14 protein-coding genes are annotated in these 17,393 nt (G+C 41.3%); all 14 read left to right on the forward strand.

The window, feature by feature from the left end; genetic code table 11:
- Window positions 1-84: 84 nt before the first annotated feature.
- The 14 genes from HUE98_RS06955 to HUE98_RS07020 all read left to right on the forward strand — a co-directional run bounded on the left by HUE98_RS06955 (window position 85) and on the right by HUE98_RS07020 (window position 17,388).
- A complete protein-coding gene (locus tag HUE98_RS06955) occupies window positions 85-2,379 on the forward strand; it encodes an FtsK/SpoIIIE family DNA translocase (RefSeq protein ID WP_241423123.1) in 2,295 nt (764 codons plus the stop codon).
- A gap of 136 nt (window positions 2,380-2,515) precedes the next feature.
- Window positions 2,516-3,328, forward strand: coding sequence for a helix-turn-helix domain-containing protein (locus HUE98_RS06960; protein WP_241423124.1), 813 nt, complete (start codon window positions 2,516-2,518; stop codon window positions 3,326-3,328).
- A 282-nt stretch (window positions 3,329-3,610) separates the two neighbouring features.
- A complete protein-coding gene (gene rimO, locus HUE98_RS06965) occupies window positions 3,611-4,957 on the forward strand; it encodes a 30S ribosomal protein S12 methylthiotransferase RimO (RefSeq protein WP_241423125.1) in 1,347 nt (448 codons plus the stop codon).
- A gap of 61 nt (window positions 4,958-5,018) precedes the next feature.
- Window positions 5,019-5,954 (forward strand): methionyl-tRNA formyltransferase, encoded by a 936-nt coding sequence (gene fmt, locus HUE98_RS06970; protein ID WP_241423126.1) that lies wholly within the window; start codon window positions 5,019-5,021, stop codon window positions 5,952-5,954.
- A gap of 294 nt (window positions 5,955-6,248) precedes the next feature.
- Window positions 6,249-6,803: a hypothetical protein gene (locus HUE98_RS06975; RefSeq protein ID WP_241423127.1), complete on the forward strand. Its 555-nt coding sequence runs from the start codon at window positions 6,249-6,251 to the stop codon at window positions 6,801-6,803.
- Window positions 6,800-8,299: an AAA family ATPase gene (locus tag HUE98_RS06980; protein ID WP_241423128.1), complete on the forward strand. Its 1,500-nt coding sequence runs from the start codon at window positions 6,800-6,802 to the stop codon at window positions 8,297-8,299. The genes HUE98_RS06975 and HUE98_RS06980 overlap by 4 nt, the downstream gene beginning before the upstream one ends.
- An 88-nt stretch (window positions 8,300-8,387) precedes the next feature.
- Window positions 8,388-9,638 (forward strand): competence/damage-inducible protein A, encoded by a 1,251-nt coding sequence (locus tag HUE98_RS06985; protein WP_241423129.1) that lies wholly within the window; start codon window positions 8,388-8,390, stop codon window positions 9,636-9,638.
- Between the two features lie 5 nt (window positions 9,639-9,643).
- Window positions 9,644-11,155, forward strand: a complete 1,512-nt coding sequence (locus HUE98_RS06990) for a metallophosphoesterase family protein (RefSeq protein WP_241423524.1) — start codon at window positions 9,644-9,646, stop codon at window positions 11,153-11,155.
- Window positions 11,156-11,320: 165 nt separating this feature from the next.
- Window positions 11,321-12,415, forward strand: a complete 1,095-nt coding sequence (gene recA / locus HUE98_RS06995) for a recombinase RecA (protein WP_241423130.1) — start codon at window positions 11,321-11,323, stop codon at window positions 12,413-12,415.
- A 343-nt stretch (window positions 12,416-12,758) separates the two neighbouring features.
- Window positions 12,759-14,309, forward strand: coding sequence for a ribonuclease Y (gene rny, locus HUE98_RS07000; protein WP_241423131.1), 1,551 nt, complete (start codon window positions 12,759-12,761; stop codon window positions 14,307-14,309).
- 134 nt (window positions 14,310-14,443) lie between these two features.
- A complete protein-coding gene (locus HUE98_RS07005) occupies window positions 14,444-14,965 on the forward strand; it encodes a hypothetical protein (RefSeq protein WP_241423132.1) in 522 nt (173 codons plus the stop codon).
- A gap of 126 nt (window positions 14,966-15,091) precedes the next feature.
- Window positions 15,092-15,877, forward strand: coding sequence for a TIGR00282 family metallophosphoesterase (locus HUE98_RS07010; protein WP_241423133.1), 786 nt, complete (start codon window positions 15,092-15,094; stop codon window positions 15,875-15,877).
- A 130-nt stretch (window positions 15,878-16,007) separates the two neighbouring features.
- The gene (locus tag HUE98_RS07015; RefSeq protein WP_241423134.1) at window positions 16,008-16,268 is read left to right on the forward strand and encodes a stage V sporulation protein S; all 261 of its coding nucleotides are present in this window, start codon (window positions 16,008-16,010) and stop codon (window positions 16,266-16,268) included.
- Window positions 16,269-16,389: 121 nt separating this feature from the next.
- Window positions 16,390-17,388, forward strand: coding sequence for a dipeptidase (locus HUE98_RS07020; RefSeq protein WP_241423135.1), 999 nt, complete (start codon window positions 16,390-16,392; stop codon window positions 17,386-17,388).
- The last annotated feature ends 5 nt before the right edge of the window (window positions 17,389-17,393 follow it).

A 17,393-nucleotide genomic window follows, 5' to 3' on the forward strand; every position in this document is an offset into this window, starting at 1 on the left:
CTCTAAAAGGGGATTTACAGTCCAAAGGGAGAGAGATAGTTTCAAGCAAGAAGTGTACAGGCTGTTACTAAAGAGGTGTTTTTAATGTTTGGATTGTTTAATGAATTAAAAGAGGACTTTCGATTTCAGTTAAGAGGCCTTTTTCTCTTGGCGGCCGGTCTTATCAGCTTTGCCGGTTTGAGATTTACTCATCAGACTGGAACTATTGGGGAAGTGCTCAGCAGTTTTCTGCATTTTGTGGCGGGGGATTTAGCATTTGTCATTCCTTTTATGGTATGTTTGCTGGGGCTTAAGAATATAATTCCTAATAAAATTAAAAGCTGCCGAACCCGACTAGCGGGAGTGGTGATACTGCTTCTCCTTTTGCTGGTTACCGTTCACCTTAACCTGATGGTGGAAGCGCCCCTGGAGGGGATGAGCATTTTTGAAGCCAGTTACAGAATGGGTATTCAAAGACAAGGGGGAGGCTTAATTGGTGCCCTTCTAGCTATTGTGCTCTTCTACTTTTTTGGAGAGATTGGCAGTTATATCGTGGTATCAACCCTGGGAATCATTGCGTTCTTATTAATAATCAATATTTCTTTAACTCAGCTTTTTGCTATGTTGGGGAAAAATATGAATGGCTTATCTCCCAAAATTAAACCCTTTTTCCTGGACCTGTATCACATCCTCTTCACCGAGGAAGTGGAAGAACAAAGTGAAGTCACAGTTTCTGAGGGCTCCATGTTTTCGCAAAGCCAGAGCCTACCGGAGTATCCTGTTCATGATATGGAACCGGCGGTGGCATTGAAACCGTACTCAACTGAAGAATGTTATCAGGAGGAAATAGAAGACGGGGGATTTGTCCCAGAGGGCGAAGAAATAAAAAACAGGAGTGGTAAGGAAGAGGATAAAGTTAATAGGCAGAAAACTGGGCAGTTGACTGTAGTGGTGAACAATGAGGAGATTTTGAGCTACAAACTACCTGAACTTTCATTATTACCCCAAAGAACCACTGTGAAAGACAAACAGCAGAATAAACTGGCCCTGGAACGGGGCAAAGTGCTGGAAAATACACTGAAAAATTTTGGGGTCAAGGTGAATGACATACAAGTTCATTCCGGCCCCACGGTAACCCGCTATGAATTACAGCCGGCCAAGGGGGTTAAGGTAAGCCATATTGTAAGCCTGGCAGATGATCTGGCCCTGAGTATGGCGGCACCGGGGGTGAGGATTGAAGCTCCGATTCCCGGTAAGGCTGCGGTAGGGATTGAAGTTCCCAACCAGATTATTTCCCCTGTATATCTAAGGCATGTATTGGAGTCTCCGGTTTTCATGGAGTCCAGATCGCCTCTATCTATAGGCTTAGGGAATGATATCTATGGAAATCCGGTAGTTGCTGATCTTTCTAAAATGCCGCACCTTTTGATTGCCGGAGCAACCGGTTCCGGAAAGAGTGTATGCCTAAGCGCCATTATTGTCAGTATTTTATTTAAAGCGAACCCGGAGGAAGTAAAGTTTTTGATGATTGACCCAAAGTATGTAGAACTTAATACGTATAATGGAATTCCCCATCTGCTTTCACCGGTGATTTCTGATAAGAAAAAAGCTTCGGTGGCTCTTAAAAAGATGGTGAAAGAAATGGAGGAACGATATGAGAGATTTGCCCGGGAAGGAGTTCGGGATATCGTAAGCTATAATGATTTAGTACGACAGCAGGGAGTTTCTTATAATGTGCTGCCATACATTATCGTAGTAATTGATGAATTGGCGGATATTATGATGGTAGCGCCTCATGATGTAGAGGATGCTATCGCCCGTCTGGCACAGATGGCCCGGGCTGCGGGAATTCATCTGGTAATCGCAACACAGCGTCCTTCAGTAAATGTAATTACCGGAGTCATTAAGGCAAATATTACTACCAGAATTGCTTTTGCGGTTTCTTCTAATGCTGATTCCCGGGTTATTTTGGACATGGGAGGGGCGGAAAAACTCATCGGTCAGGGAGATATGTTGTACCATCCCGTGGGAATCTTGAAGCCCAAGAGAATCCAGGGAGCCTTTATATCAGAAAAAGATGTAAAAAGAATAGTTGATTTTATTAAGGGTCAGGGAATCGTTGTTATTGACCAAAAAATCATGAATGAATCAGAGGAACAAGCAGGAGAACCGGAAGAACTTGACGAAGTTTTCCCTGATGCACTTAAAGAAGTGGTTCAGTCGGGTCAAGCTTCTATCTCATTTTTACAGCGAAAGTTTCGTATTGGGCATGTGAGAGCAGGAAGGTTAATTGATGAGATGGAAAGAAGGGGCATCGTCAGTGGATATGAAGGAAGTAAAGCCCGCAGAGTTCTAATTACACTGGAACAACTGCCTGCCTACTTAAAAGATCTTTCATGATGAAAGACTTATTTTAATTACAGGTTTTATGGATTACTTTCTTTGTTTTTTCATATGAAGGATACCGGTTTGACCTTTCTTTTATACAACAATGTTGTTGTTTTTTTAACAACTATCGTGAAGAAGGAGGCACGGCATGAAGGAAATTGGGGATATATTAAGAAATGCCCGGGAAGAAAAGGGGTTAACTTATGAAGAGATTTCGGAAATAACTAAAATTCAATCCCGCTATCTTCAAGCCTTGGAAGAGGGAGATACTAAAATGTTTCCGGGAGAAGTTTACATTAAGGGTTCACTGCGCAATTATGCCAGAGTTTTAAAGCTGGATGACGCTGAGCTTATGAATAAATATTACCAGTTAACAAATCAAATCCAGGAAACTCCCCAGGTGGAGATGAAGGAGAGAAGAGAAAAGCCTCTGTATACCAGTGAAGATGCAATATGGAAGAACCTGGTTGTGGGTATTTTAGTGATATTTTTGTTGTGGGGAGGGATAAAGGGTTATCAGAGCTTTTTTGGTGACTATGAAAACGGAAGGCCGGTAGATTCTTCTAACTCTCAAGACAACAATGCTGTAGATAATAATGGTAACGGCGATTCTAATTCCATCGAAGAGGATGAGATTGTTGAGGTGCCCGAAGAACCCCAACTTCTACTGGTGGAAAGTTCTGCCGGGGATATCTTATATGAATTACAAAATGTTGAGGAAATAGATCTGGAATTAACGTTTACTGGACCCTGCTGGGTCAGAAAGGTAATAGATAACGGCGATAGAGAGGAAAAAATTTATCAATCGGGAGAACAGGTGAGCCTACAGGCGGAAAATGAGATTAGGCTGCGGGTGGGTGACCCTAGAGTAATTCACGTAACTGCCGGTGGATTGGAAATTCCCCTGGAGGATTACTCCATCGCGGTGAATATTACCGTCATTCTTTCTCAGGAAGATTAATATAATTATTCCCTGCCAGACAATTGTTTCTTTTGGCAGGGTTTTATCTATCTATTTTTCTTTTAGAGTATAATGCCCCACCTCTTAAGTGTTAGAGTAGGTGGGGTTTTTAATCAGGTGAGTAGAATCTCCACTTGATTTTTCGATGTTTCAGCTTGGCTGAAGCCAGTTCACAATTTTTTTTCGGTTCTCTGCTTGGCTAAAAAAGGCAGTAGAATCGAACCTTGTCCTCTTTCTTTAGCATACTAAATGATGTAACTAGAAACCAGGAGGGTTAGCAGAATGACAGCAAAAAAAGTAGGGGTTATTTCCCTGGGATGTGCTAAAAATTTAGTTGATACAGAGGTTATGTTGGGACTTTTAATGAAGGCGGGGTATGAGATTACAGCTGAAGCTTCCAGTGCTCACATATTGATTGTAAACACCTGTGGTTTTATCGGTGATGCCAAAGAGGAGTCTATAAATACCCTGTTGGAGATGGCGGAGTATAAAAATAAGGGGAACTGCAGTATACTGCTGGCGGCAGGTTGTCTTTCCCAGAGATATGGTGAGGAACTTTTAAAAGAGATACCGGAACTGGACGGGGTGGTAGGGACGGGATGTTTTGACCGGTTGCCTGAGATTCTGGCTGAGTCTTTAGAGGGAAATAGGCCTGTATACATTGAGCAGCCCAGGTTCCTTTATGATCACACTTTCCCCAGGGTTGTAAGCACTTCTCCCCATATGGCCTATGTGAAAATTGCCGAAGGGTGCAATCACCGCTGCTCTTTTTGTATTATTCCTAAGCTTAGGGGCAAATACCGCAGTCGGGAACCTCGGTCTGTGGTGCAGGAGGTGGAGGTCTTGGCCTGGCAGGGGGTTAAGGAACTAAACCTTATTGCCCAGGATACCACCGGATATGGAAGGGACTTAGGGCCGGGAAGGGCTAATCTTCCTGCCCTTCTGAGAGAGTTGGCCCAGATTCAGGGAATTAATTGGATAAGAGTTTTGTATGGATATCCTGGGGGAATATCCGGAGATCTTATTCAGATAATGTCTCAGGAGGATAAGATTTGCAATTACCTGGACATTCCACTTCAGCATGCCCATGGGGAAATATTAAAAAGAATGCGTCGACCTTTCCGTAAAACAAAGGTTCAAGAACAGATGGAACAGTTGAGGTTAAAAATTCCTGGAATTACACTGAGGAGTTCTTTTATTGTGGGATTTCCCGGAGAAACAGAGGAGCATTTTGAGGTGCTGTACTCCTTTTTAGAGGAAGTAAGATTTGATCGAGTAGGTATCTTTCGTTACTCCTTGGAAGAAGGTACAACGGCGGCTCTGATGGGCCGGCAGGTTTCGGAGGAGGTTAAGGCAGAAAGGTATCAGAGGCTTATGGAATTGCAGAAAAACATATCTCTGCAAAAAAATCGGGAACTTTTAAGTTCTACTTTGGAGGTTCTCATGGAGGGAAAGGTCCCAAAGGTAAAGAATCTGTATGTAGGTCGGTATAGGGGGCAGGCACCTGAGGTGGACGGAGTGGTGTATGTAAAAAGCACTTCGCCATTGAAGGCGGGAGAGATAGTTCAGGTAAAAATATCATCAGTTGTTGCTTATGACCTTCAGGGAAACAATGTGAATAATGATTGAATTTTCAAGCAATTTAAAATATAATTATAAAGAGGTTTATTTGAGGGAGGTGTTTTTATAAATGAGAATTGTTTTGGTTGGGCAGGCACCTTTTGGGAAGGACTGCCTGGAAACCATGCTGGAGCAGGGGGAACAGATAGTGGGAGTAATTACTGTTCCTGATGATCTTAAAGGCAGGCCAAATCCGGTGAAAGATTTAGCTTTGGAGAAAAACATCCCTGTTCTACAGACCCCTGGTAGGAGTCCCCATCGATTAAAAGATCCTTTAGTAATTCCCTGGGTTAGAGATTTGGAACCGGATTTATTTGTGCTGGTTTTTGTAACGGATTTTATGCCTTTTGAAGTAATAAAAATGGCTACTTACGGCGGAATCAACTATCATCCTTCTCTGCTTCCCAAATATCGAGGGGGTTCGGCTATTAACTGGGCGGTTATCAATGGAGAGAAAGAAACCGGGGTAACAGTGCATTACATAGATGAAGGAGTTGATACCGGCGATATTATTCTGCAGGAAAAGTTTCCCATTACCTTTGAGGACAGCGTGGGTTCAGTTTATTTTAACGGGCTTTATCCCCTGGGTGTGCGGCTGATATCCGAGGCGGTTAAGCTCATCCGGGAGGGAAGAGCCCCCAGTATACCTCAGGAGGAAAGCTGGTCCTCTTTCCAACCGGTTATTACTGAAAAGGATGTGCAAATTGATTGGGGAAAAGATGGGGAAGAAATCCATAATTTAATTCGCGGGTCTAACCCCTCCCCGGGAGCCCATTCTATTTACCGGGGACAAAAAATTAAAATTTGGGAGGGGGAGCTTTCTAAAACTGTCTCCGGTTCAAAACCTGGAGAAGTAGTGGAACTGGTAGAGAAAAAAGGTTTTAAAGTGGCGGCGAAAAACAGCTCCATAATTGTAAAAAAAGTACAGCTGCCGGGAGAAGCTAAGATTTCTGCTGTTGAGTTTATTAAAAAAACAGATCTAAAACCTGGAGAGAAGCTGGGTTAGCTAATTATAATTCTTTAAGCAGGAGGTAAATGCCTCCTGCTTTTTAAATTGTCAAAAAAATTTCCATAAGATACATCTACTAAATTATGCAGTTTCCAGGGAGAACCTAAAGTATCGTCCATGGTAGGGGTTGTTTGCTTTTTAGATGATGAAAAAGGGAACCCGATTCTTTAAATCAGGTTTTTTCGCAGGGCAAGGCTATAATTTCCATTGAACTGGGTTTTTCTCCTGTGTTATAATCATTATGTCAACCAAAGTTAAAAATGCTATTTGCAAATGAGAGGATGTTACGGGATGATAAAGAATATAAAGTGGCCCGTGGTTCTCGTGGCTTTTCTTTTTCTCATCAGTATTTTTTATGGTTTCCAATTCTATCAGGAAAAACAAACTGTGGAGGAGCCCTTAGTTAAATTATTTGATGAAAATGAAAAGATCAAGGAGGTAGACATAAGCCAACAGGGGGACGTGATGAATATCATGCTTCAGTTGGAATATGTCAGTAATTTAAGGGAAGAAGAGAACATCATTAATAAAGAGGTTTTGCAAATCTTGGGAAACAGGAAGTACCGCGTAACTTTTACAGATCACCGAAATCAGGAATTAGAGAGTATATACTATAAAGTCCACTACCATCTTCAGGAAGCAGCGGTAAAGGGAAATTTTGTTGAGATGGCTGAAAGGGTAGGGGTAATTATGCATCAATTTGATGTAGAGGATTATCGATTAATTGTAGGGGAAGATAAAATATTTTTTCAAGTAAAGCAGTCAAATCATTATTTGTTTGAGATTGTTCCCCGTCTACCTGGCACAGAAGGTAAAGAACCCGTGGGGGAGAGTGGTAATTTGTGATTAAAGAATTATCCATTGGATTTGCAGCTGCTGCAGCCATAATAATGATACAGCAGGGTTTTAACGTAGTCCCCTGGTTTTTTATGGCGGGGTTGATTCTGGTACTGTACTACATGGTAGGTTTCAAGGGGTTAAATAAGAGTTTTAGTGCAGTTGACGGTAGTAAGGGAAGTATTGAAAAGATTAATTTTGACCGAATTGGAGGACATGATTCCGCCAAAAAAGAGCTATTAGAAGCCTTGGAATTTGTTAAAAACTCAAAATTGATTATGAAGATGGGCATACGGCCTTTGAAGGGAATTCTACTGATGGGCCCTCCGGGGACCGGAAAAACGCTTCTGGCAAAAGCGGCGGCCGGCTATACCGATTCCGTTTTTTTATCTGCATCGGGAAGCGAATTTATTGAAGTATATGCAGGGGTGGGAGCCCAGAGAGTGCGGCAGATTTTTAACCAGGCCAAAGAAATGACCAAAAAGCAGAATAAAAATAGTGCTATCATCTTTATTGATGAAATAGAAATCCTGGGGGGAAAGAGAGGCAGTCATGGCGGTCATTTGGAGTATGACCAGACGCTAAATCAATTGCTGGTGGAGATGGATGGTATTAGCTGTAATGACCAGACTAAGATTTTGGTAATTGCTGCTACCAACCGCTCGGAACTTCTGGATTCTGCCCTGGTAAGGCCCGGTCGTTTTGACCGGATGGTGAATGTTGATCTTCCGGACCTGGAGGGCAGGGAACAGATACTCAAACTTCATACCCGAAATAAGCCTATGAGCAAGGATGTAAATCTTAAGGCTGTAGCCCAGGATACTTTTGGTTTTTCCGGGGCACACCTGGAGAGCCTTACCAATGAAGCGGCCATTTTGGCTATGAGGGATAAAAAGAAATTTATCAGTCAGCGTTATTTCTTGGAAGCGGTGGATAAAGTGATGATGGGGGAAAAGATGGACCGGAAACCGGACATCGATGAGTTGTGGAGAATTGCTGTTCATGAGACTGGACATGCCTTGATGAGTGAGACTATTCGTCCCGGCTCAGTATCCAGCATCACTACTACTTCCCGGGGAAAAGCTTTAGGGTATATGAGACAGACTCCGGATAGAGATTTTCACCTTTATACCAAGGAGTATCTGGAAGGACAAATTAACATACTCCTGGCCGGTTCCCTAGCAGAGGAGGAGATTTTAGGCAGCAGAAGTACTGGAGCCTCTGCGGATTTTCAACAGGCCATTGGTATTGCTAAAGAATTGATTAGTTCAGGGATGTCAACCCTGGGGGTTGTTTCTCTATCGGATATTCCGGGAACTATACTCCATGATGTAATCAGCAGTATTCTTGAAAAGGAAGAGTCCAAGGTTAAAGAAGTTATCAGCTGCTCCAGTAATCTGATAAAAGAGGTGGCAGATTACCTTCTTAACCAGGAAAAAATATCTGGGGAAGCGTTTCGAAAAATGCTCTTCTCCTGCGGAGAGAAATTAAAAATAAGCAGCTAAAAATAGCTGCTTATTTTTTTGCATAATCCTGAGGAAACGGTTACAATTTATTTATATTGTACTTGTAAATTGGGAGGGTAAACCTAAGATGAGGGCAGAGATTATAAATGTGGGCAATGAGGTTTTGCTGGGATATGTACTCAATGAAAATGCCTGTTTTCTTTCCATGAGGCTGGCTTCTTTAGGGATAGAATTGATGTATCACACTGTAGTGGGTGATCAGAGTGGAAACATAGGGGAAGCTTTTGCTCAAGCCAAAAAAAGGGCTGAGATGATTATTTTCACCGGAGGATTGGGAACTACGGTGGATGACCTTACAAAAGAAGTAGTTTGTAATGAAATAGGACTTCCTTTGGTAAAAAGCGCTCAGTGGGAGGAACATCTAGAGAAACTCTATTCAAAAGTAGGGACAGAACTGGATGAAAAAAGGCGCAGACAGGCTTACGTCCCCAAAGGGAGTATTCTCATTCCCAATGAAAATGGTACTGCTCCGGGAATAATAATTGACCGCCAGGATATGATGATAATACTTCTGCCCGGCCCTCCGGAGGAATTGAAACCTATGGTAGATCAGACGGTGATGCCCTATTTGCAGTTAAATGTCCCTGTTGGTATTATTAAAACCCGGGTACTCCGGGTGATGGGTTTAGGTGAAGCTACCTTGGAGGATAGCCTTTCCCGGTTAATTGACGGAGAGGGAAACCCCAGGGTTGTTTTAATGGCCCAGTCTACAGAAGTTCATATTTATATCACCGGAAAGGGAAATGACCAGGCCCGGGTAGAAAAGATGATCCAGGAAAAAGAAAACATTATTAAAGAAGAGCTGGGTTCTTATCTCTATGGAACAGATGAAGAGACCCTGGAGCAGGTAGTTTCCCAAATCCTTTTGGATGGGGGATATACGGTGGCTGCTGCGGAATCCTGCAGTGGAGGGCTTTTGGCTGACAAATTTACAAATATACCCGGTAGTTCAAATTATTTTCTGCGGGGAATTGTTAGTTACAACAATGAGGCCAAGGTGGAGATTTTAAAAGTTCCCCGGGAGACTTTGGATACGGTAGGGGCAGTAAGTGAAGAAACAGCCCGTATTATGGCCGAAAATATAAGGTCTTTTGCTTCTGCTGATTTTGGCCTTTCTATCACCGGTTATGCCGGCCCATCCCAAGGTTCTTTGGATCCTGTAGGGTTGGTCTATATAGGCCTCAGCACAAATAAGGGAACCTTTTGTCAGAGATGCAACTTTTGGGGAGGCCGGAGAAGTATTAAGGAACAGTCGGCGGTTTATGCTTTGAACATGCTCCGGTTGTACTTACTGGGTTTTCTTGATTCGGAGGACTAAAGTTGGTGTCCTTACTCTCTAAGGAGTTCATTTCTATAAATACAGTGAAAGGTGATTATATGCAGCGAAAAGATTATCTTAAAATTGGAATAGCGGCAGTAATCGGGATGATTATTTTTGTCAGCCTTTTTAGCAATGTTCTGGTTCCTTTGAGTGCTTTAGAGCTGGAGCTGAATTTGAGTTTGTTTCAAGGGGGTTATACGCAGCTAACGCTGCCCCCATTTGGTATGGTCAGGGCTCAGACTCACTTACCGCCATTAACATTTCAAGTAGCCTTAAACAATATTAACTTGGATACACTTTCAGAAGTGATTCCAAGATTTGCGCAAGACGATTTTATAGACCAATTACAAAACCAGATTCGCTCATTTTTATATAATTTTTTCCTGCGGGTGCTGGCACTGGGATTTTTAGGGGGGGCTGCTGGAGTTTATCTGTTGGGGATAAGAAAAATTAAACCGGTTATGCTGGGAGGTAGTATCGGCTTAATTCTTATTGGTATTTTTATCTTAATGGCTATTCTTTCTTTTAATACCATGGCTTTTAACAATCCGGAGTTTGAAGGGGCGCTAAGTGCCGCTCCCTGGATGGTGGGCCTGGTGGAAGAAAGTATTTTAAAGGTGAACACATTGGGCGAACAGATGGAAGTGATGGCCCTCAGCGTATATAATGTTTTTGAAAAAATAGAAAGAATTGAACCTCTAGGAACTGCGGATGGGGAGTTAAAGGTGCTTCATGTTTCAGATATTCACAATAATCCGGTAGGAGTTAAATTTACCAATCAGGTAATCAATACCTTTAACGTAGACATAGTTATTGATACTGGAGATATTACGGATTTTGGGACACCTCTGGAAGCTGAGCTGATTGCAGGGGTTGCGGAATTTGATGTCCCTTATGTCTTTGTCCCCGGCAATCACGATTCACCAGAAGTGATTAACCGTATGAAACAAATAGATAATGTAATTGTATTAGAGGAGGGCAAGATAAACATTTTAGGACTGGTAATTGCTGGGATAGCCGACCCTTCTTCCCGCTCCGTGGAGATGGCTGTGTTGGACCAGTGGGTATTAGATGACTATGCTCAAAGGCTGGAGGCAGTAGTTGAAGAAGGTGAACCTACGGATATTGTGGCGGTTCACCATCCTAGAATCTCCGAAGGCCTTACAGGTGCAGTTCCCGTGATTCTAAATGGTCATACTCATTCTCTTAGATTCAGGGAAGAGCAGGATTCGGTGGTGTTTAACGCAGGCACCACCGGGGCCGCGGGAATCCGGGGGTTCCAAACCCGGCAGGAAGTTCCCTACAGCGTGGTTTTGCTTCATTATTCCTGGGAAGAGGGAGAGGCCCGGCTGGTTGCTGCTGATATTATAAAAGTATTTCAGCTTCACAGCGGTTTCAGTTTGGAACGGGTGCTGTTCTCCCCACAAGAAGTAAAAGAGGAAGTAAAAGAGGAAGTAGAAGAGGAAGTAGAAGAGGAAGTAGAAGAGGAAGTAGAAGAGCAGTTAGAAGAGTAATATTTGCCATAAGTAATGCAAATCTATTCTGCTTTAAATAAAATTTAAAATAAATGTTTTTTTTCAAAATCAGGCAGGAAAAAGTGCCAGGGCTGACGAAATATACAAACAAATGTTCTTGGAGGAGTTTTGTTCACCAATAAGTAATTTAGGAGGTTAATTATTATGGAAAAAACAAAAGCCCTGGAGATGGCTTTACATCAAATCGAAAAGCAGTTTGGTAAAGGTTCTATAATGAAGCTGGGTGAGTCATCAGCCCTATTAAATGTGGATGTGATTCCCACGGGATGCCTACCCTTAGACATCGCTTTAGGTGTGGGAGGATTGCCCCGGGGAAGGGTTGTAGAGATTTATGGCCCGGAGTCTTCAGGGAAAACCACTGTTGCTCTGCACGTGGTGGCGGAAGCTCAAAAGAGGGGTGGTTATGTGGCCTTTATTGATGCTGAAAATGCCATGGACCCGGTTTATGCAAAAAGACTTGGAGTAGATATTGACAATCTGCTTATATCCCAACCAGATACTGCGGAGCAGGGATTGGAAATTGCAGAAACGTTGGTGAGAAGTGGGGCCATAGATGTCCTGGTGGTTGACTCTGTTGCAGCGCTGGTGCCCCGAGCAGAACTTGAGGGGGATATGGGGGATGCCCATGTGGGTCTGCAGGCCCGGTTAATGTCTCAGGCACTGAGGAAGCTATCTGGTGTAATAAGCCGGTCCAGGACCATTGCAATATTTATTAATCAGCTCCGGGAAAAGGTAGGGGTATTTTTTGGTAACCCGGAAACTACTCCAGGGGGCAGAGCTTTAAAATTTTATTCCTCCGTAAGGTTGGATGTCAGGAGGATTGAGACTTTAAAGCAGGGGAACGATATGATTGGAAACAGGACCCGTATTAAAGTAGCGAAAAACAAGGTTGCAGCTCCCTTTAAACAAGCTGAGTTCGATATTATCTATGGAGAAGGCATATCCAGGGAGAGCTGTGTGCTGGATGTGGGATTGAGCATTGACTTAATTAATAAAAGCGGGGCCTGGTATTCTTTAGGGGAAGAGAGATTAGGACAGGGGAAGGATAATGCCCGGCAGTATCTTAAAGAACGTCCGGAAATCTGTGAAACTCTGGAAAACAAAATAAGGGAAGTTTTTGGGCTTACTTCATGTTTACTGGGGGAGAAAGAAGATAAAAATGTTCATACAGATACGGCTTCGGGGAATGAAGCGACGAAAAAAACTCAAACCGAAAAAAAGATAAAGAAAGATAGTTAACCGTTAATTCCTTGACATAAAAACGAAAAAAAGGTACAATTATCACGTAACCGTACAGGATAGTTCAACCATTTAGTTAGTTCATAGAAACTATGAAAGTAAGAACAGGTGAAATAAGAGAAATAATCCTTAAGGTAAGTACCTTTTTGAAGACCTTGGGAAAAATAAAGGCTTTTTTATAATAAAAACATTAAACTGCATAATAGATAGAGGTACATTAAGTAATTATGTGCCCCTTCATGGTGTTTTATTATTTTAAAGTCTGAAATTCTCTTTTAAGAGCCGTTTTTACACGGCTTTTATTCTTTTATTAGAAACTATAAATTAGGGGGTGATACACAAGATGACTGATATTAATATATGGATCGTAGTAGTAATTGTATTAGGCACAGCCTTAGCTGCATTTATCATCGGTTATTATATGAGGAAAAGCACCGCCGAAGCTAAAATCGTTTCTGCGGAGGACGAGGCTTCAAAGATATTAGAAGAAGCAAAAAAACAGGCCCAGTCCGTAAAAAGGGAAGCTATTTTGGAAGCTAAGGAAGAAATTCATAAACAGAGGGCGGAAATAGAAAGGGAAAGTAAAGAAAGAAGAAGTGAATCTCAACGTCTGGAAAGAAGAATGATACAGAAAGAAGAGTCTCTAGACAAGAAATTATCCTTAATTGAGAAAAAAGAAGAAGAAGTTAAATCTATAGAAGTAGAAGCAGATAAAAAAAGAAGAGAATTATTTGAACTCTTTAAAAAACAGCTTCAGGAATTGGAAAGACTTTCCAGCATGACCTCCGAAGAAGCCAAGGAACTGCTTTTAGCCAGGGTTAAGGATGAAATAAAACATGAAATGGCTATTATGATTAAAGAATTGGAGACCAGGGCTAAAGAGGAAGCAGATAAGAAAGCCAGGGAGGTTATAACCATGGCTATTCAAAGATGTGCTGCGGATCATGCGGCAGAATCTACTGTTTCGGTAGTTTCCCTGCCCAATGATGAGATGAAGGGTAGGATTATCGGAAGGGAAGGAAGAAACATCCGTACTTTGGAAACATTGACGGGGATTGATTTAATTATTGATGATACTCCTGAAGCCGTTATACTGTCGGGGTTTGACCCCATTCGTAGAGAAGTGGCCAGGATTGCCTTGGAAAAACTTATCTCTGACGGTCGGATTCATCCTGCCAGAATTGAAGAGATGGTAAATAAGGCACAGCAGGAAGTTGAAGTGGAAATTAGGGAACAGGGAGAACAGGCGATTTTTGAAGTGGGAGTACATGGTGTTCATCCTGAATTGGTAAAGCTTTTAGGAAGACTTCGTTTTCGAACCAGTTATGGACAAAATGTTTTAAAACATTCCATAGAGGTATCTCATTTAGCCGGAGTTATGGCCTCGGAATTAGGTCTGGATGTTAAACTTGCTAAAAGGGCAGGGCTGCTTCATGACATAGGGAAGGCTGTTGACCATGAAGTGGAAGGTCCTCACGTGGTTATCGGTGCAGAACTGGCCAAAAAATATAAGGAATCTCCTAATGTTATAAATGGAATTGGTGCCCATCATGGGGATGAGGATTATAAAACTTTGGAAGCTGCATTGGTACAGGCTGCCGATGCTATCTCAGCCTCACGGCCGGGAGCCCGAAGAGAAACCCTTGAGGCATATATTAAACGATTAGAAAAGTTGGAGGAAATTGCTGATTCCTTCGAAGGGGTAGACAAAGCCTTTGCTATTCAAGCCGGCAGAGAAATTAGGATCATGGTAAAGCCTGACAAAGTGGATGATAACCATACGCCGAAAGTAGCCAGGGATATTGTGAAAAAAATTGAAGATGAGATGGAATATCCCGGACAAATAAAAGTAATGGTAATCCGTGAAACTAGAGCAGTAGATTATGCCAAATAAAAAAGCCATGCTAAATTAAACCTTAAGTGCCTCTATTTGGGGCACTTAATTTTTATTTATTTTGCAGGATTTAATCAATCATTATGGAACTACTTAATTGTTAACATATTTTAATAGGGGATGTGGTACATTTCATGGGGGATAAAGAAAAGACAAATAGACAGGAATCACTCAGCGTAAACTGGCTGGTTTCTGTATTGATTCATTTTCCTGAAATATTTGCATTAAACTTTCATGTTAATAAACACAAGTTTAAATTTTCTTATATGGTAAACAAGGCTCTATCAGAGAAAGATTTTTTTCTATTTAAGGAAGTAGTATTGTCCAATCTTTCCACATATGATGACCTAATTTTAAAAAAACCTGTGGAAACATCGGTTAACAAAACAGACTATAATGGTTTAACTTTAATTGAAATTATTCGAAAATTAAAGACTATATCTCTGGAAGAAGTACATATTGTAAATTCGGTAACAAAGAATTATTTTGAACATCTACTAATCTCTGAGGGTTCAGAAAACTTAAATGAGTTTAAGGAAGACTTGGACAGGCATGAAGAGCTAATTAAGCATTTGACTATTAATTATTCATCATCTAAGCAGGAAAATATTTTTGCTTTTCGTCAAAAAGGAAAAGTATTTATTTTTGATAAATAAGACAAGCATAAAAACTATACCGGTAGGCTATGAATAGAATATATTAAATTGATCAGGCTGCAGTTGGCGGCCTGCTCTTTATGAGTCCGTTTTTAAACTATACAAATAATATCAGGAGGGTTATTTTTGAGAGTATTGATGATTGGCGATATAGTTGGAAGAATTGGCCGGCAGTGTGTAAGAGATATGCTTGAAAAAGTAAAGGAGAATTATTGTATTGATTTTACTATAGCAAATGGTGAAAATGCCGCTGGTGGAACAGGTATCACCAAAAAAGTAGCAGCCCAGCTTTATTCTTATGGGGTTGATTTTTTAACTATGGGGAATCACACCTGGGATAATAAGGATATTTATAATTTTATAGATCAGGAGGATAAAATTGTTAGACCCGCCAATTATCCTCAAGGGACACCGGGGGTGGGTTCTAGAATTGTAAAGGTGAAAAATATTTCTATTGGTATAATTAATGTATTGGGAAGAGTGTTTTTACTTCCCCTGGATTGTCCTTTTCGTACTGTAGAAAAAGAAATTTCTGAAATGCTAAAGATTACTCCTATTATAATAGTAGATATTCATGCCGAAGCTACATCAGAAAAGATTGCCCTGGCTTATTTCTTAGAGGGCAGGGCAAGTGCTGTGCTGGGAACCCATACCCATGTACAGACGGCTGATGAAAGAATTATAAATGACCATACAGCGTTTATTAGCGATGTAGGGATGACCGGTCCCTACGACAGTATTATCGGAGTTGACCGGGATTTGGTGATTGACAAGTTCATTACTCAACTGCCGGTAAGGTTTGAAGTTGCCCGGGGGGAAAAGGCTCAGTTCAATGCAGTGGTAATTGAGATTGATGCTGAATCCGGCAGGGCGAAGGAGATAACCAGGATATTTGACCAGCATAGTGTTTGAAAATTCTAACTTAATTTTATTACCCTTGGCAGGAGAATATATCAGTCATATAGAATATGTATCTAGGGTATACATCTATTAATAAATTAGAAAACATAATAAAATTATCAAGATAAGGATGTCATATTGAGTGGATGTATTAAAAGTTTCAGCAAAGTCCAATCCAAATTCAGTTGCCGGGGCATTAGCAGGGGTTTTGAGAGAGCGGGGCGCCGCGGAAATCCAGGCTATTGGAGCAGGTGCCTTAAATCAGGCAGTTAAAGCAGTAGCCATAGCAAGAGGGTTTGTTGCACCCAGCGGAATTGACCTTATTTGTATACCGGCATTTACGGACATTATTATAGATAATGAAGAGAGAACCGCCATGAAATTAATTATTGAACCCAGGTAGGTGCAGCCAATTAGATATTAAAAAAACACCCGGTCGCGGGTGTTTTTTTAATATCTTCGTTGACTTTTGAAATTGATAGGAATATAGTAAAATAGATGTATTTATTCAAGGGGAGGTAGTAATGTTGTACATAACTCCTGAAATTGAAAATATGAGTAATGATATTCATGAAAATTCTATCATTGCCGATTGTCATTGTGATTCTGTATACAACCTTCTTCTACCCATAGAACAATATGATTTTTGTAAAAGAAATGAAAGGGGTCACGTAGATATTCCCAGATTTAAGGAGACGGGAATGAACATTCAGGTTTTTGCCCTTTTCGTTGAGCAATTATACCATCCGGACCGCTCCTTAAAAAGGTGCCTTCAACTATATGAATTATTGATGAGTGCTTTTGATAATAATAATTTAGAGATTGAACTTGCCACTTCACAGGGGGAGATTGATAACATACTGAATCATAACAAAATAGCTGCCCTTTTAGCGGTTGAAGGGGGAGAGTGTTTGGAAGGAAGCCTGGACATATTAAGACTCTTATATCGTTTAGGTGTCCGTATACTTACTCTTACCTGGAACCACCGGAATCAGCTGGCCGATGGGGTTATGGAATCTCAGTCCGGTGGTGGACTTACTACCTTTGGGCGGGAGGTAGTTAAAGAAATGAACAGTTTAAAAATGATCATTGATGTTTCTCACCTGTCTGAAGGAGGCTTTTGGGATGTGATTGAGCTTTCTGAATGTCCCGTAATTGCCAGTCACTCCAATGCAAATTCTGTGTTTCCACATGTCCGGAATCTTAAAGAAGAGCAGATTAAAGCATTGGCCCAAAAGGGTGGTATTATGGGCATTAATTTTTATCCAGGCTTTATTGGTTCTAATAATCCAGGGATTCATAGTATTATAGACCATATTGATTATTTAACAAACCTGGTTGGAATAGATTATTTGTGCCTGGGCGGGGATTTTGATGGAATTGATGAAACTCCCGAAGGGCTGGAGGATGTAAGCTGCTTGAATAATTTGACAAGCCAATTGCTTATTAGGGGATATGAAAAAAGAGATGTAGAAAAGATAATGGGTGAGAATTTTTATAATTTTTTTCAAAAAAATTTATAGAAAAT

Origin of the sequence: Candidatus Contubernalis alkalaceticus (assembly GCF_022558445.1) — a bacterium.
Lineage (GTDB): Bacteria > Bacillota > Dethiobacteria > SKNC01 > SKNC01 > Contubernalis > Contubernalis alkaliaceticus.

Excerpts from the sequence above, each read along its gene's own strand:
- HUE98_RS06955 (WP_241423123.1), top strand. The coding sequence starts at position 85 with ATGTTTGGATTGTTTAATGAATTAAAAGAGGACTTTCGATTTCAGTTA.
- rny (WP_241423131.1), top strand. The coding sequence starts at position 12,759 with ATGACTGATATTAATATATGGATCGTAGTAGTAATTGTATTAGGCACA.
- HUE98_RS07020 (WP_241423135.1), top strand. The coding sequence starts at position 16,390 with ATGTTGTACATAACTCCTGAAATTGAAAATATGAGTAATGATATTCAT.
- HUE98_RS07005 (WP_241423132.1), top strand. The coding sequence starts at position 14,444 with ATGGGGGATAAAGAAAAGACAAATAGACAGGAATCACTCAGCGTAAAC.
- HUE98_RS06960 (WP_241423124.1), top strand. The coding sequence starts at position 2,516 with ATGAAGGAAATTGGGGATATATTAAGAAATGCCCGGGAAGAAAAGGGG.
- fmt (WP_241423126.1), top strand. The coding sequence starts at position 5,019 with ATGAGAATTGTTTTGGTTGGGCAGGCACCTTTTGGGAAGGACTGCCTG.
- recA (WP_241423130.1), top strand. The coding sequence starts at position 11,321 with ATGGAAAAAACAAAAGCCCTGGAGATGGCTTTACATCAAATCGAAAAG.
- HUE98_RS06985 (WP_241423129.1), top strand. The coding sequence starts at position 8,388 with ATGAGGGCAGAGATTATAAATGTGGGCAATGAGGTTTTGCTGGGATAT.
- HUE98_RS06975 (WP_241423127.1), top strand. The coding sequence starts at position 6,249 with ATGATAAAGAATATAAAGTGGCCCGTGGTTCTCGTGGCTTTTCTTTTT.
- rimO (WP_241423125.1), top strand. The coding sequence starts at position 3,611 with ATGACAGCAAAAAAAGTAGGGGTTATTTCCCTGGGATGTGCTAAAAAT.